The 14934-nt window shown below is 61.8% G+C and carries 12 protein-coding genes and 1 pseudogene; 11 read left to right on the top strand and 2 right to left on the bottom strand.

Annotated elements, in window-relative coordinates; translation table 11 throughout:
* The first annotated feature begins 10 nt into the window (after nt 1-10).
* From CXY81_RS17345 to CXY81_RS01585, 7 genes and pseudogenes are all read left to right on the top strand, one after another.
* Nucleotides 11-505 (top strand): acyltransferase, encoded by a 495-nt coding sequence (locus CXY81_RS17345; protein ID WP_104193758.1) that lies wholly within the window; start codon nt 11-13, stop codon nt 503-505.
* Entirely contained in the window at nt 502-1863 is a 1362-nt protein-coding gene (locus CXY81_RS15955) for a lipopolysaccharide biosynthesis protein (RefSeq protein ID WP_134421150.1), read from the top strand. Before CXY81_RS17345 ends, CXY81_RS15955 begins: the two co-directional genes overlap by 4 nt.
* Nucleotides 1847-2968: a glycosyltransferase family 4 protein gene (locus tag CXY81_RS01600; protein WP_146067583.1), complete on the top strand. Its 1122-nt coding sequence runs from the start codon at nt 1847-1849 to the stop codon at nt 2966-2968. The genes CXY81_RS15955 and CXY81_RS01600 overlap by 17 nt, the downstream gene beginning before the upstream one ends.
* A 54-nt stretch (nt 2969-3022) precedes the next feature.
* Nucleotides 3023-4234, top strand: coding sequence for a glycosyltransferase (locus CXY81_RS01595; RefSeq protein ID WP_104193755.1), 1212 nt, complete (start codon nt 3023-3025; stop codon nt 4232-4234).
* Between the two features lie 272 nt (nt 4235-4506).
* Nucleotides 4507-5667: a hypothetical protein gene (locus CXY81_RS01590; RefSeq protein WP_146067582.1), complete on the top strand. Its 1161-nt coding sequence runs from the start codon at nt 4507-4509 to the stop codon at nt 5665-5667.
* A gap of 179 nt (nt 5668-5846) precedes the next feature.
* Nucleotides 5847-6099, top strand: a pseudogene (locus CXY81_RS16785) (hypothetical protein); the annotation flags it as partial.
* Nucleotides 6100-6313: 214 nt separating this feature from the next.
* A complete protein-coding gene (locus tag CXY81_RS01585; protein ID WP_158251973.1) occupies nt 6314-8119 on the top strand; it encodes a DUF4012 domain-containing protein in 1806 nt (601 codons plus the stop codon).
* A gap of 11 nt (nt 8120-8130) precedes the next feature.
* Here CXY81_RS01585 and CXY81_RS16250 read toward each other — a convergent pair whose 3' ends face one another.
* The gene (locus tag CXY81_RS16250; protein WP_158251972.1) at nt 8131-8277 is read right to left on the bottom strand and encodes a hypothetical protein; all 147 of its coding nucleotides are present in this window, start codon (nt 8275-8277) and stop codon (nt 8131-8133) included.
* Between the two features lie 116 nt (nt 8278-8393).
* Here CXY81_RS16250 and CXY81_RS01580 point away from each other — a divergent pair, with 116 nt between their 5' ends.
* Both CXY81_RS01580 and CXY81_RS01575 read left to right on the top strand, forming a co-directional pair.
* Nucleotides 8394-9707, top strand: a complete 1314-nt coding sequence (locus CXY81_RS01580; protein ID WP_104170768.1) for a UDP-glucose/GDP-mannose dehydrogenase family protein — start codon at nt 8394-8396, stop codon at nt 9705-9707.
* A 23-nt stretch (nt 9708-9730) separates the two neighbouring features.
* Nucleotides 9731-10750, top strand: a complete 1020-nt coding sequence (locus CXY81_RS01575) for an LCP family protein (RefSeq protein ID WP_158251971.1) — start codon at nt 9731-9733, stop codon at nt 10748-10750.
* A gap of 148 nt (nt 10751-10898) precedes the next feature.
* Here the strand turns inward: CXY81_RS01575 and CXY81_RS01570 are convergent, their stop codons facing one another.
* Nucleotides 10899-11660 (bottom strand): hypothetical protein, encoded by a 762-nt coding sequence (locus CXY81_RS01570; RefSeq protein ID WP_104170770.1) that lies wholly within the window; start codon nt 11658-11660, stop codon nt 10899-10901.
* 177 nt (nt 11661-11837) lie between these two features.
* On the opposite strand from CXY81_RS01570, the gene CXY81_RS01565 reads away from it, so the two are divergent.
* Entirely contained in the window at nt 11838-14126 is a 2289-nt protein-coding gene (locus CXY81_RS01565) for an ATP-binding domain-containing protein (protein ID WP_199182905.1), read from the top strand.
* Nucleotides 14127-14379: 253 nt separating this feature from the next.
* Nucleotides 14380-14655, top strand: coding sequence for a hypothetical protein (locus CXY81_RS01560; protein WP_104193750.1), 276 nt, complete (start codon nt 14380-14382; stop codon nt 14653-14655).
* Nucleotides 14656-14934 lie beyond the last annotated feature (279 nt).

Genomic DNA, 14934 nt, shown 5'->3' with positions numbered 1-14934 from the left:
CTAGAGACCAATGAGCGCGAAACTCCACGTGGTGAACCTTCTCTCGAGCCTCCTTCCGCAAACACGGGTGTTCGGGTTGAGGCGAGGTCTCTATAGAGTGACCGGTGTGCACGTGGGGCCGAATACGCGCATCAACGGCGGGGTGAACATCCAGCACACGAACGTGCGAATTGGTGCGGATACCTGGATCGGTCGTCGAAGTGAGATCGTGTCGACGATAGACGCATCAGTGACCATTGGCGACCGCTGCGATGTGTCGCAGGACGTTCTCTTCATCACTGGCAGTCATGAGATTGGGGATCCTCTACGGCGCGCAGGGACTGGCACGAGTCTGCCAATCTCTGTTGGTGACGGGACCTGGATTGGGGCGAGAGTTACTCTACTGGGGGGAGCGGTACTGGGGAGTGGCGTCGTCGTAGCGGCTGGGTCCTTAGTGAGGGACGTATTTCCGGACGACGTTCTTGTGGCGGGAACGCCAGCTCGCATCGTTAGGCAGCTTGGGTGAATATCAACGAGCGAACTATCCGAGCTAGAGCGGGAGCCGTGGTTGGGGCGGGCACAGCGGTGGCAGTTGCTCGTCTTTTCTCGTTGGTCGCTGCCGCCGTGCAATTGCCTCTTCTCACGAACCTCCTCAGCACAACCGAGTATTCGAGCGTCGCTCTCGCCATTGCAATTGCCACGTATTTCAGTCTCTTTGCCGCGGAACCGGTAATCTTGGGATTTCAAAGGTTTCCGGGCGGCAACAATGAGCGCTCCAACTACACCTTTGCTCTCGGGCGCACGGTGGTTTCAGTCGTCCTAGCTGGCATTCTCGTCTCCGGTATTGGTCTTCTCATGGGTCGAGCCGAGGAGGCAGCGGCATTCGCAGGCTGGGGCATTGGTCTCGCTATGAATCGATTGGTTTCAACGGCATGGCTCATGTGGGGTCGGCCGTGGGGATATGCATGGAATCTCATCGCTGGCACTGGTGTGAGAACTGTGGTTCTTCTTGTGATGATCTTGGCTGGGTGTGGACCTCTGCTCAGCTTGGGTGCGGCCGGACTCGCCTCAGCCTGTGCCGCGTTACTCCTTAGCCCCAGGGTCAGGGGCCTAAGGGCGGCTTCTACATCGCGCCCCTGGTCAATGCGGTTCGGCCTCCAGCTCGCGCTAGCTTCACTCGCATTCACACTGCTCACGAATGGGAACCTCCTTGTCCTAGCGGCTGTCGCGTCAGGCGACCAGGTCGGTAGATATGCCGCAATGACCCAAGTTGCTGCGTTGAGCTCGGGCGCAGTTGTTGGGCTCATGTTGACAGTTGCCTACCCACGTCTTAGGGCAGCTTGGGATCGACAGAATCGGCCCGCCGTTGAAGAGCAACTCGCGATTCTCCAATTGGTGTGTCTCGGTATCGCCCTCGCCGCAATCTTCTCGACGTACGTAGCCAACCACTCCCTTCTCCACTTTGTCGTTCAAAAGGAGTTCATCGATGGACGCGTCCTTGCACCCCTGATCATGGCAACTGCATTTGCGGCCATGGGGCAAATATCGAGTTGGAGGCTCCAGTTCCAGTTCGAGGCGGGAGGTGTGGCGCGAAGAACTGCTGCGACTGCTGTGTTCGGCCTACTAATCACGGTTGGGCTAACTGCGGCGTTTCAAGCGCAGGGTGCCGCCGTTGGTGCAGCCCTGGGATTCATGGTCTATTTCCTAGTGATGAGTGCCGGGTCGGCTCTTCCGCTGGCTATCCTTGCCGGGTCAATCGCTTCGCTGGCTCTGTCCTCGGCCGGTTTCGTGTTGTCCGGAGACGCAGTTGCATACGCTGCCCTGGTGGCAGCGAGCGTAATTTCGCTAGTGGTGGCAAGGAGATATCGTGCAAAAAAGCTATGATCTGGTTTTCTGGCAAAACACTCCTTCGCTACACCAAGCGCCTCTTATGCGAGCCCTGACTTCGGGCCTGGGCAAGCGTGTCCTTGTAGTAGCTGCGGGCGACGTCTCAGCGGCCCGACTAGCCATGGGCTGGGAGGGTATCGACTATGGGCCCGCGGACTTGGTGATCAAGCCGTCCTCGAGCCAGATCGAAGCCCTCGTCGAAAACAATCGTGGTGCCACAGCGCACATTTTTTCTGGAGTTAGCTCATATCCAGGAATGCGGCGAGCGATGAACGCGCTCACCCGGGGAGGCCATCGGCACATCGCCATCATCACGGAGCCGTGGGACCCACGAGGGCTGGCCGGAAAGCTGAGAGCCCTCAAGTTTGCGTTTCGTGGTAAGTCATGGCACCACGTCGACACCCTCTTTGCCTGTGGAGTTCTGGCAAGGAAACAATTCGCATCGCTCGGCTGCGAACTGGAAAAAATAGCCCCATTTGGTTACTTCGTGGACCCACCAGCGCGGAGCGACAACGGCCCGCGCGTCGGAAAGCCGAGCATAATGTTCATCGGCACACTCACGGAACGCAAGGACCCGAGAACACTTATACAGGCGTTGGCATTGACGCCACCAGAGTCTTGGGATCTCACAATGGTTGGAGACGGGCCTCTCCGGAAGGTCATGCTTGATGATGTGCTGGAGCTAAACCTTAGCCATCGGGTTAGTTTCGTTCATCGAATGGCGAACAACAAAGTTAGAGACGCGCTTGCTGCCTGCGACTTGCTTGTTCTGCCGAGTCAGTACGACGGGTGGGGAGCGGTAGTGAGTGAAGCGCTCATGGCAGGAACCCCAGTAATCGTAAGCAATACCTGTGGCTCTTCTGACTTCGTTGCCTCGAATCTTCAAGGCGAGATTGTCCGATTTGGGCGGCCGGGTGAAATCGCCCAGGCGTTGCATGAGCGTTTGCGGACCAGTCCTGTAACAGATGAGGCCCGCTCAATACTGCGCAACTGGGCGAACGAAGCCATCTCGCCGAGAGCTGCTGCCGAGTATCTGTGGAAAACCGTAACGCGCGAAAAAGATGTGCCCACTTTTCCTGCACCGTGGACCGAGTCTATTTAGTGCTCGTAATTCGTGCATCACACTCGAAACGTAACCAAATGATTTAGGGGAGCCATGAATACGATGTCTAAATTTGCCGTTTTTGCACCGCTATTCCCACCCGCAACCCTTGGCGGCGGGCCTATTCGGACTGTCAAAGCCTTAGTCGATTCGGCACCGCAAAACACGCGCGCGATTGTATTCACATCTGACCGAGACATGAATCAAACTGTGCCACTTCAGGTCAAGAGAAACGCCTGGTTGGAAAGGGGCGGGGTATCGGTGTATTTCGGTACTCCAACGTCGATTCGGCTGTTGTTTCGTGGTTTGCGTGCCGTTCGACATGAGCGGCCTGACGTTGTTTACTTTAATAGTTTCTTCAATCCGAGTTTCTCGATTGTCCCGCAAATCCTAGGGGCCCTGGGCTTCTGGCGAGGAGCTCGGGTGCTACTTGCGCCCAGGGGGGAGTTCGGGCAAGGAGCCCTCGCGATTCGGGCGTCAAAGAAGCGTGCGTTTCTGACGTTCTACAAAGCGATGGGACTTCATCGTCGACTTCTTTGGCATGCGTCTTCGGTAAACGAAGAGGCAGATATTCGGGCGCTGTTCGGCGAAAGAGCGCGCGTTCTCATTCGGGAGGATGAAACAGCCCTGCCGCCCACAGCTCAGAGGCCACGCTCAGCGTCGCGGGAAGACCGTCCTCTACGGATTGTCTTTGTCAGCCGCTTGAATCCCATGAAGGGCCTCGATATATTGCTTCGAAGCCTGCAGCCGATTAGCGCTCCGATGGTCCTTGATATCTTCGGCAATGCTGAAGACAAGGACTACGTGCGAACATGTGAACGCCTGATCAGGGAATTGCCGACGAGCGTGACGTGCACATCGAACGGCCCTATCTCCCCGGAAGCCGTTCGAGCGGTCTTCGCCGAGGGCGATGTTTTCGTCTTTCCGACCGCTGGAGAGAATTTTGGCCACGTCATCGCTGAGGCGCTCTCGGTGAGTTGTCCCGTGATTTGCTCGAACCTGACACCATGGTCGGATGTCCTCAATATGGCGGGTGGAGACGTACTTGATAGTAGGGACCCCCTCGATTGGAGCGTTGCCATCCAGGCGTTCGCGGCGCTTTCGAATGAGCAGGTCCTGGGGCGTCGGCACGCGGCAGGTGCAGCATTTGATGTCTGGAGATCCCGAGACAAAGGAGATCATATTTTCGCTCAAGTCGCTCAAGTCGCTCAAGTCGGACGATCACCGCTCGCTGTCAAAAGGGCGCGAATTTATGGCGGCGAGTAGTCTGAGTCGGCCCAGCAAGTTCCACATACTCACGAAACGCGGGGCAAGAAACCAATGATGAGGCCTCGCCCGAAAGGATTTACGTCTTGAACGCAGCACCTTGGATGCGCGACCTATTTGCTTGGATTTGCGCAGCGGTTGTTGCGACCGCTCTGGGGTGGCAGACCTCGATGGGAGTGGCCTGGTCTCTGTGGCTACTACTCGGGATTGGCGGCGTGGTGACACTCGTCCTGAGCCCGTGGACCCGGGTCTGGTCCCCGTATGCGGCCGGAGTGCTTCTTATCCTCGCGTCAGCGTCAGTTGCAGCCCCAAGCACAGCCGTGTCTGTTGCGTTTCGGGTTGTCGGAATCGGGTTTCTCTGCCTATCAGGTGCAAATCAGGTATTCGGACGAACGAAGTTTGTTTCTGATAAAAAAATGAAGGCTGCCTCAGTGCGGTCGTGGCTTTCGCTGGTTGTCGGTGCGCACCTCGCTTTTTTGTTGCTTGCTGCAGCGTTTCACGGACAGTGGGTTGAGTTCATCTTGTATGGATTTGGCCTGACCCTGCTGGCTATTGCAGTCATAGTGACATCGGTCGCAGTCCCGAGAGAAATAGTGACGGTTTCTGTCCTATTCTCTCTTGGCTTCGTCGTAATCGCCTCCTTCGCCTACGGACTGACCACGCCGGAGGTAGCGGTAGCCGGAATTCGGCTGCGGGGGCTCACGGCGAATGCAAATACGCTTGGCTTCTATGCATTCCTTCTCGGCTCACTTGCCCTGATTGTCGTGCGGCATTCTGTTCTAAAGTTTACCCTCTTGTTCTTTGCGGGCGCCGTCCTTTTGTGGACCTCGAGCCGAGCAAGTATCTTGGCGTTCGCAATCGTCGTGCTTTTTGTCGTTCTCTCTCGACTCTCGACAACGGTGGTTTTGGCTGTCCTTGGAGCAACGGGAGCGGCTGCAGTGGCAGCATTGATGTCGCCGAATACCCTCTCGATTCTCGATGGAGTTTTTCGTGGGGATGAATCCCGGGCTCTCTCGCTTACGGGGGCAATCAATGCCTTTCGCTCGTCGCCCCTAGTCGGAATCGGTCTGGCTAACGAAGAATTTGAGATCGCGAGCAGCCCCCTGCGCGCACTGGCGTACGCAGGAATCGGCGGTTTACTTGCCGTCTCGGTCATGTGGGGGGCCTTCATCTGGCACGCTCGGACTGCGGGCATACAGGCGGTCGGATTCACTGCGGCAGCTGTTGTTCACAGCTGTTTTGAGGGATGGCTTCTGTCGCCAATTAGCCCGTTGCTGTTGATCTTCATACTTGCTTGGTGGGTCATCGTGAGACCGGTCCCGGGGCTCAGTAGTAAGTCGAGCAACCAGCGTCAGGCGAGCTACGCGAATCCTCGCAAGATGATCCCCTGGGATAGGGCTAGGCCGAGGCTCGCCATAGCTGCTTGGCCTTGAATCTGAGCAAAAATGTCTACTGACCATGGCTCGCACTTTTATTTTGATCGCGGTACCCAGTACGCACCCGCACAGATCATCGCGTTCGTGAAACGACATCGATCCACTAGTCGATGGAATATAACGGCGATTGATTCATCGCACCGCTGAAAACCGAGTGCTGCCGCTGAGGCGTCTGGCCGTGTCAATGCGGCTCCAACGAGAACATGAACGGACTGCTGCGCTAAGCACACCGACCTCGCCATCCACAGCGCCGACGACCTCGCCGCTGTCGCGACCCAAATCAACAACAGGCCCCGGAAACGACTCGGTTGGTCAACACCAGCCCAGCTCCTCGCCGATGTACTCCGATCCAGCTCACTAATTAGTGTCGCGACGACCGCTGGAATTCGCCGGCGCTATTGGCCCTGTTTTGGGTCAGCGTTGACATAATGGTGTGTTCGGGGTCTCGAGCACTGGAGTCGCAACTCTCAGAATGGTGAATGTTACAACGATCGCAAAACCTAAGGCACTGTCGGACCCAATTTTCAGCGGGTTGAGCCCGGGGCCGGCGGCACGCGAGGCCCTGTGGTTCGTTGGCACTGCATCGAACTGCTTCAATGGCCGAGTGAGTGAAATAAGCAACCGTTCGGGTGCCCGGAGATCCGTGAAGCGCCGCTTCTACCATCGTTGGTGGTTCTGGGCGGCTGTGGCCCTCGGTGTTGTCATGGTTGCAGGCGCCTGGGTGGGGGTTCGGGGGCTGCAGGCGAAGTCCGAATTGGAAGCAGCGCTGCCGCTGGCCTCCACGATCAAGGCGCAGCTGCTTGAAGGAGACTCGGCCGCGGTCTCGGCATCGGTGAAGAGCATGGCAGGGCACACCGCCAGCGCCCGCGATCTGACCGGCGACCCGGTGTGGCGTGCCGCGGAGTTCGTTCCGTTTGTGGGGGCCAATCTCGCAGCTGTGCGAAACCTGGCTGATGTCGCCGATGACGTGGTCAGCGGTGCGGCCGTCCCCTTGGCTGCGACCGCAGCGACGCTGAATCCTGCGGCGTTGAAGCCTACCGACGGCGCGTTCGATCTTGAGCCGATCGTTGCAGCGGGAGAAGCTCTCAACCAGGCCAGCGTGGTGTTCTCGGCAGCGGACAAGCAGGTCAGCGACCTAAACATTAGCATGACCGTCGGGCGGGTCAGCGCAGCCGTGAACGAATTCCAGGGCTTCCTGGGGAGCATTACGCCGACGCTGGTGTCGGCTAGTCAGGTAGTAGACGCTGTTCCGGATGCTCTTGGTGGGAGTGCTCCACGCAACTACGTCATCGTGTTCCAGAACAACGCTGAAGCACGGGCACTCGGAGGCACCTCGCTCTCGTTCGCCCTGCTGACGATGGACAAGGGTCGCATCACGCTGGGTGACGCCGTGCCTGCGGGATTCGGGAACTTCGCTTACTACCAGGAATCCGTGGTTCCTCTGCCGGAAGGTGTTGAAACGCTATACGGCTCGGAGTACGGCCGGGCAATGTCGAACCTCACAGTGCGGCCAAGTTTCCAGAGCGCGGCCGAGACGGCGCAGGAGATGTGGAAACGGCAGTTCGGACCAGAAGTTGATGGTGTGATATCCATCGACCCTGTGGCGCTGGGATATCTTCTGCGTGGGACCCCTCCGATCCCTTTGTCTACAGGCGATGTCCTTACGAGCGACACTCTTGTGCCCTTGCTCCTGAATGGTGTCTATATGCGCTACAACACCGATGATATCGGGGCGGACAATGCGGCCCAAGATACCGTGTATGCGGAGATCGTCACAAGAACATTCGATCAGCTCCTCGGCGGAGAACTGGATTCCCAGGTAGTTCTCTCGGCCCTAACCCAGGCCGCGAGCGAGCACCGGGTGCTGATGTGGAGTCCCAAGGCAGAAGAGCAAGCCATTTTCGAGACTCTCGGGGTGGATGGCTCCCTGCCGAAGAGCACCGAAAAGACAGATCGGGTCGGGGTCTACTTTCAAGAAAACGTTGGCTCGAAGATGAACTACTACCTGAAGCAGTCCGTCAACCTCGGCCAGGCTGCGTGCCGGGCTGATGGGAAGGCGTCCTATCGCGTCGGCATCGACCTCACCAACGAGATTCCGGGCGATGCGGCGACATCCATTAGCCCGTCGATTCTCGGCACGTTCGTTCGGGAGAAGCTCGAGCCGGGTGTGCAGCGCATGATCGTCATGGTCTACGCCCCGCCCGGTTCGCAGATCCTGGGAGCGACGGTTGACGGGGCTGCGGTGCAGCTGGAGTCGTTCCACGACACCGACTACCCGGTGGCGAAGCTGATCGTGAGCATGGAGCCCGGCGCCACCTCGAAGATGGCAATCGACGTTGTGGCGCTCGGAACCGGCAAGAAGGCGCTCGAGGCTCAGGTCACTCCGATGGTGAACCCCACGACAATCTCGGACCTGCCCCTCGACTGCGCCACCGTCGCGGCGGAGTAGTGGGTGACGGGCTACAGGCCGATGGCGAAGGCGGCGTAGCCGATGACTCCGGCGGAAACCGCAGCGACGGCCAGAAAGGCGTACTGCAGTCCCTTGGTGCTGCGACCTCGTCGCAATAATGCCTTGTGGCCCATCTGCTCGGGCCGGATTTTCGTCATAATTTTTACTGTACCGCTGCGGTGACACCCGAATCATTGCTCTGGGCCCCCAAAGGAGGGGGTTAGGCTGCCTCGCCTGGTGCCCGAGGCTAGGCTTCAGTCGTGGTGAATGAGATATGAAACTGTCCGTGATCGGTTGTGGCTATCTCGGGGCCGTGCACGCTTCGGCGATGGCCGAGTTGGGCCACGACGTGGTGGGTATTGACATCGATGCCCGGAAGATCGACCAGCTGGCTGCGGGCAAACCGCCGTTCTACGAGCCGGGCCTGCCCGAGATTCTCACCTCGGCCATGGCGTCGGGTCGGCTACGCTTCAGCACCGACATTGCCGATGCCGCCGGCGCGCAGGTGCATTTCATCGGCGTCGGCACCCCGCAGAAGGCCGGCAGCCACGCCGCCGACCTCAGCCACGTCGACGCGGCTGTGCAGTCGCTGCTGCCTCACCTCGGCGCCGGCGACCTAGTCGTAGGCAAGAGCACGGTTCCGGTCGGAACCGCCGGCCGCCTTGCCGGGGTGATCGAGGCATCCGGCAGCGGGGCCACACTGGCCTGGAACCCCGAGTTTCTGCGCGAGGGCTTCGCCGTGAAAGACACCATCAGCCCCGACCGTCTCGTCTACGGGGTGCCGACCGGCGCGGCCGGAGAGCGGGCCACGGCGCTACTGAACGAGGTCTACGCGTCGGCGATGGCCACTGAGACACCGTTGATCGTGACCGACTACGCCACGGCCGAGCTCGTGAAGGTCGCCGCGAACGCGTTCCTGGCCACCAAGATCAGTTTCATCAACGCCATGAGCGAGATCGCCGACGTCTCCGGGGCGAACATCACCGAGCTGGCCGACGCCATCGGGTTCGACAACCGCATCGGTCGCCGCTTTCTCAACGCCGGCGTCGGGTTCGGCGGCGGTTGCCTGCCCAAGGACATCCGAGCCTTCACCGCCCGTGCCGAGGAACTCGGCCGGGGCGAGTCGGTCTCCTTCCTGAAGGAGGTCGACGCGATCAACATGCGTCAGCGGCAACGGGTGGTCGCGATGACCCTGCAGGCCCTCGACAAGCCCGTCTACACGGCCAAGGTGGCCGTGCTCGGGCTCAGCTTCAAGCCGCACTCCGACGACGTGCGGGACTCGCCGGCCCTCGACGTGGCCGTGCAGCTGCGGGGCCTCGGCGCCGACGTGATGGCGACCGACCCGCAGGGAATCGAGAACTCGCGCCTGCGGCATCCGCAACTCACGTATTCGACCAGCATCGAGGAGACCCTGCGTGACGCGGACGCGGTCGTGCTGGTGACCGAGTGGGCGGAGTTCAAGCAGATTGACCCGGTCTGGGCGGCTACTCTGGTTCGTGTGCCCATAATAATTGACGGTCGAAATACTCTTGACGCTGCTGCTTGGCGTGCTGCGGGCTGGACCTACCTGGGGCTCGGTCGGCCCTGATGGCCGACCTTTCTCATGCTTCGGTGACAAAGCCGAAACGCCGAGGGTGGCGGATCGCGCTCATCGCCATCGCCGCCGTCGTTCTGCTGGTTGGCGGGGTTGCGGGCGTCTACGCCTGGACTCTTAGCAACACCTTCGATAGCCAGACCGTGAAGATCCCCGACGTGTTCCCCGACGAGACGTCACGGCCGCCGGCGCCAACCGGTGACGCGGCAACCGGTGACGGGGCAACCGGGCAGAACATCCTCCTGCTCGGCTCTGACACCCGGGGAGCGAACGACGGGTCCATCACCGACCTCACCGGCCAGCGCTCGGACACCATCATGGTGGTGCACGTGCCGGCGAACCGCGAGAACATCTATGTCATGTCGATCATGCGTGACAGCTGGGTCGACATTCCGGGTGAGGGCGAGGCCAAGATCAACGCCGCCATGTCCTACGGTGGGGTTCCCCTGGCCGTGCAGACCATCGAGGGTCTTCTCGGTGCGCGCATCGACCATGTGGCCATCGTCGACTTCACCGGATTCAAGGGCATCACGGATGCCCTGGGCGGCGTCGACATCGACAATCCGGTCGCCTTCGACTCGTCCTCGCTGCCGGGGCGCTACTTCGCCGAGGGAACCCAACGGTTGAACGGCACGGAGGCGCTGGCGTTCGTGCGGGAACGGTACGCCTTCGCGGACGGCGACTTTCAGCGGGCCCGCAACCAGCAGGCCTTCATCAAGGCCGTGCTGGGCAAGTCGCTGACGGCGGAAACCCTCACCAACCCGGCCAGGATCAGCGATCTGGTCGGCGCGATTGCTCCCTATCTCTCCGTTGACGAGGGGCTGAACTCGGCCTACGTGGCCGGCCTGGCCGTGGAGCTACGCGACGTGCGCGTGGGTGACGTCACGTTCTTCACCCTGCCGACGACAGGCACCGGTACCTCGCCCGACGGCCAGTCGATCGTCGTCATTGACCAAGACAAGTTGAAGGAAGTGCAGCAGGGGTTTCAGACGGACACCCTCGACTCGTACCAGCCGGAGCTACAGACGATCGAGTAAGGGGCCACGAGCCTGGCGGGGTCGTGGTCAGCTTGTTGGGATTCTGGCCGGTGGCGTTCTCGACACCTGTGGATTTGTGCCGGATTTCACGGGGTGGGGGGCACTGTGCGCGGGGCACTCACCACGTTGCGGACCCCGGCACTGCCTATCAGCGCGCGGGCATGAGGCAGAGCCGAATGTAGTAGACATAGGCGCGCTGGGTCGTCTGATCAGGGGACTCGATTACTCCCGTGATCGCGTCTGTCCATTCTGAGGCTCTGCCGATGGCGTCGATAGAGAAACCGTAGGCGTCGAAGGTCTCATCGACAGCATTCAGGTCGTAGCCCAGTGCGGCCAGGTTCGCATCGAAATAAGGGAGTACGGATTCGTTTGTGAACCCGACAGCCGGGTCATAGGTCAGGGGGAGGTCAGCGACGGCGTCCTGTCCGGCGAGGTCCAGGCGTTCGTGCGCCATGTTGCAGGTGAGGCCTTTGAGCGCCTTGTCGGCCACTCCGTTCACGTGCCTCACGAAATCAGGGTGTGAGTCGGGAGCAAGGCGCAGGCTTACCAACCTGATCGCGTCCTCGGGGATGAATTCCGCCACCATACCGGCAAAGGTGGAAACCCGCGTGACCTCCTTCCAGAACAGCACGATCGCGTCGGCACGCGCGATCATGTCGGCCTCGGCCGCGGTGAGCCCCTGAGCCGGCGCAGCTTTGAGGCCACCTGCCAGATCGTCTAGTGGTGCCGGCTGTTTCATCGTGCCGAATTCGTTCCCGACTGGCTCGAGTTTCTTCAAAGCCTGGCTGATCGTGATCTTCCACGCCGGCGCCCTCTCCGCGACGACGACGCAGCTCCCCAGACTGAGAACGACCGCTGCACTGAGAACGACCGCCCCGATTGCCCTTATCGCAACCCGCATCTGAACCATGGGACTGCCTTCCCGTCGGAGACACTCAAACCCGTTGGTGCAGTGATAGCACCGGAAGGAGGTTTCGGCTAGGACATGATCAGGGCTTTTACGGCTCCTATTCGCGCCGCGAGAGCCTGTCTGGCGGCCCTGCTCGAGCCGAGTAAACTTGAGGCTCGGATTTCAAGGGGTGTGCGCGTGGTCGACCAGGAGCTTCAGCGGGAACAGCAGTATGTCGCGAATCTGTATGCGCGTCTCGACGCGCTGCAGCGGGAGGCCGAGCAGCAACTCGTGGCCGTGCGGCGGCTCGACGTGGGCGGCAACCACCAGTCGCGCTCCGAGCGGGACACGTTCGCGCGGCTCTATGAGGACCGGATCGTGCAGCTGCGCGAGGTCGACGACCGGCTGGCGTTCGGCCGGCTCGAAGTGGCCGCCGACTCCTCTGACTCCGACTCTGCTTCCGACTCTTCCTCTTCCTCTTCTTCCGACTCGACGGGTGCCTCCGTCTACCGCTACATCGGCCGGCTAGGGCTGCGCGACGAAGACCTGCAGCCCATCCTGCTCGACTGGCGGGTGCCGCAGGCCAGCGCGTTCTACCAGGCCACCGCGGCGACGCCGCTCGGCGCCCGCGCCCGCCGGCATCTGCTCTCGAAGGGGCGGGACATCGTGCGCATCGAGGACGAGATCCTCGACGCCGCGCTTCTCGAGGACGATTCGGCAACCCAGCACCAGGGGGAGGGCGCACTGCTGGCCGCGCTCAACGCCCAGCGCACCGGGCACATGAGCGATATCGTCTCGACGATCCAGGCGGAGCAGGACCGCATCATCCGTTCAGACCTGAAGGGCGTGCTCGTCGTGCAGGGCGGCCCGGGCACCGGCAAGACGGCCGTGGCCCTGCACCGCGCGGCATACCTCTTATATACGCATCGCGATCGGCTGAAGAACTCGGGTGTGCTCATCGTGGGGCCGTCGGAGTCCTTCCTGCACTACATCGAGGCGGTGCTGCCGTCGCTGGGGGAGACCGGGGTGGTGCTCGCATCCGTGGGCCAGCTCTATCCGGGCATCGAGGCCACCCGAGAGGATGCCCCGGCCGTCGCCGCGATCAAGGGCCAGACCTCGATGGCCCGGCTCGTTCAGCGTGCCGTGCGGTCGCGGCAGCGGGTGCCGGCTGCGGCGCAGGTGCTGGTCGTCAACGGTGACCGGCTCACGCTCAAGCCGCAACTGATCGAGACCGCGATTCACCGGGCGCGGGCCGGCGGCAAGCCGCACAACGAGGCCCGGGTCACGTTCGTGAAGAACGCGCTCGCCGCGCTCTCCCGGGAGTGGCTCGCGCAGTTGAAGAACCAGGGCCGGTCGATGGACGACACCGATCTGCCCATGCTGCGCGAAGACCTGCGCCTGGCCGACGACGTGCGGGTGGCGCTGAACACGGCCTGGCTGCCGCTCACCCCCGAGAAGCTCGTGCAAGACCTCTACGCCCGCCCGCAATGGCTGGCGCAGCTCACCCCCACCTGGACGCCCGCGCAGCGCGCGCTGCTGCACCGGCCGCGCGATGCCGAGTTCACCATCTCGGACGTGCCGCTGCTCGACGAGGCGGCCGAGCACCTAGGCGAGTACAACGTGGTCGACGCAGCCCAGAAGCGCGAGCAGAAGGAGCAGCGCAAGCGCGACGTGGAGAACGCCGAGCTGGCCATCTCGAACATGGAGGTGAAGGGGCTGGTGAACGCCAAGGCGCTCGCCGACAACTTCGCCGAGCTCGGCGACCGGGCCACCACGGCCGAGCGTGCCGCCCTGGACCGCACTTGGACCTACGGGCACGTGGTCGTCGACGAAGCACAGGAGCTGTCGCCGATGCAGTGGCGGCTGGTGCTGCGGCGCGGCCCGCTGCGGTCGTTCACAATCGTGGGCGACATCGCCCAGGCGGCGTCGGCCGCGGCCGCGTCGAACTGGCGCGACGCCCTCGAGCCCCTGCTCGGCTCCTCGCTCGAGGCCTCGCGGTGGCGGCTCGAGGAGCTCACCGTGAACTACCGCACGCCGAGCCAGATCGCTTCGGCTGCCGAGTCGATGGCGCTGGCGCACGACCTGCCGATCACTCCGGCGCGGTCGGTGCGGGCGAGCGAGTGGCCGATTGAGACGGTTTCGGATGTTGTTGAGGCAGTTCGGCGGGAACGTGCGCTGGGTCTCGGGGGAACCGTTGCAGTGATCGTGCTGGAGCCTGCGCTGGCGGGGGTTGTTGGTTCGCTGGCTGCTGCGTTTGGTTCCTTGGGCGTCAGTGTCGGTGCCGGTGCTGCGGGGCTGCTCAAGGATGTGGCGGTGCTCACCCCGCAGGATTCGAAGGGGCTGGAGTTCGACGCCGTGATCGTGGTGGACCCGGCGGGTATCGTGGCGGCGTCCTCGCGTGGCGCCGGGGCGCTGTACGTGGCCATGACGCGGCCTACGCAACGGCTGTATCTCGTGGCGACGGGGGAGTTGCCCGCGGGGCTGTAGCGGTGGTTGAGCTTGTCGAAACCCGGCGAGCCATTCTCTGAACCCGTGCCGCGGCATCCGGGCCCCTGCGTTAACTGAGGACTTTTTCGCGACACGCCGTTCCCCGTGGCGCCAAACCCGGCGTGTCCCGAAATTCTCCGAGTTAACGTCACGACGGATGCCCCGCGGCGGCCCCGAGTGGACGCGTTGAAAGGGGCGGCTGATCGGCCTGTGTTCTGAGAACGCTCTTCTCAATTCACAGATCGGAATCAAAATGGCCTCTTTCGACGTAGTCATGGAACAGTCCAAAGACCTGGATTCGAATGAGAAGCAGAGGGCCGCTGGTGATCTGCTCAGGTCGCTGGGTTCCTATGAGATGCAGAAGGGCGTCAGCGAGATCCTCAGATCGATGAACGCGCCCGGGAAGGCGAAAGCCATCGAGGACGCGACTGCATTGCCCAAGGGCGATGCGGCGCGAACGACTCTGCTGATCATCCTCATGGTGGGTCTGTTCGCGAAGAGCCCGATCTCAGGACGCAGCGACTCTTAGTGGAGGGGGTCGCCAGGTTCCCTGTCCAGGTGGTTGGTGTTGCCGGTGGTTGGTGTTGCCCGTGGTTGGGCTTGCCGGGTCCCGGCGAGCCGCCCTCCTCACCCGCCACTCCTGCGCCGGCCCCCCGGCCGAACGAATTCGTTAGGGAGCCCGGTTGCCCGAGGGGCGCGGGTGCCTGAGGGCGCCGCAACGGATGCACGTGGTCGGCCAACCACGGCACCGCGCCGACCGAATTACTTTCTATACTCGTGCAGAACCTCTTGACTGCACATTCGTATA

The organism is Cryobacterium sp. M25, assembly GCF_002929635.1.
GTDB classification, from domain to species: domain Bacteria; phylum Actinomycetota; class Actinomycetes; order Actinomycetales; family Microbacteriaceae; genus Cryobacterium; species Cryobacterium sandaracinum.
Note: the sequence above shows the minus strand (reverse complement) of the source record. Positions and strands in the feature narration are given on the sequence as shown.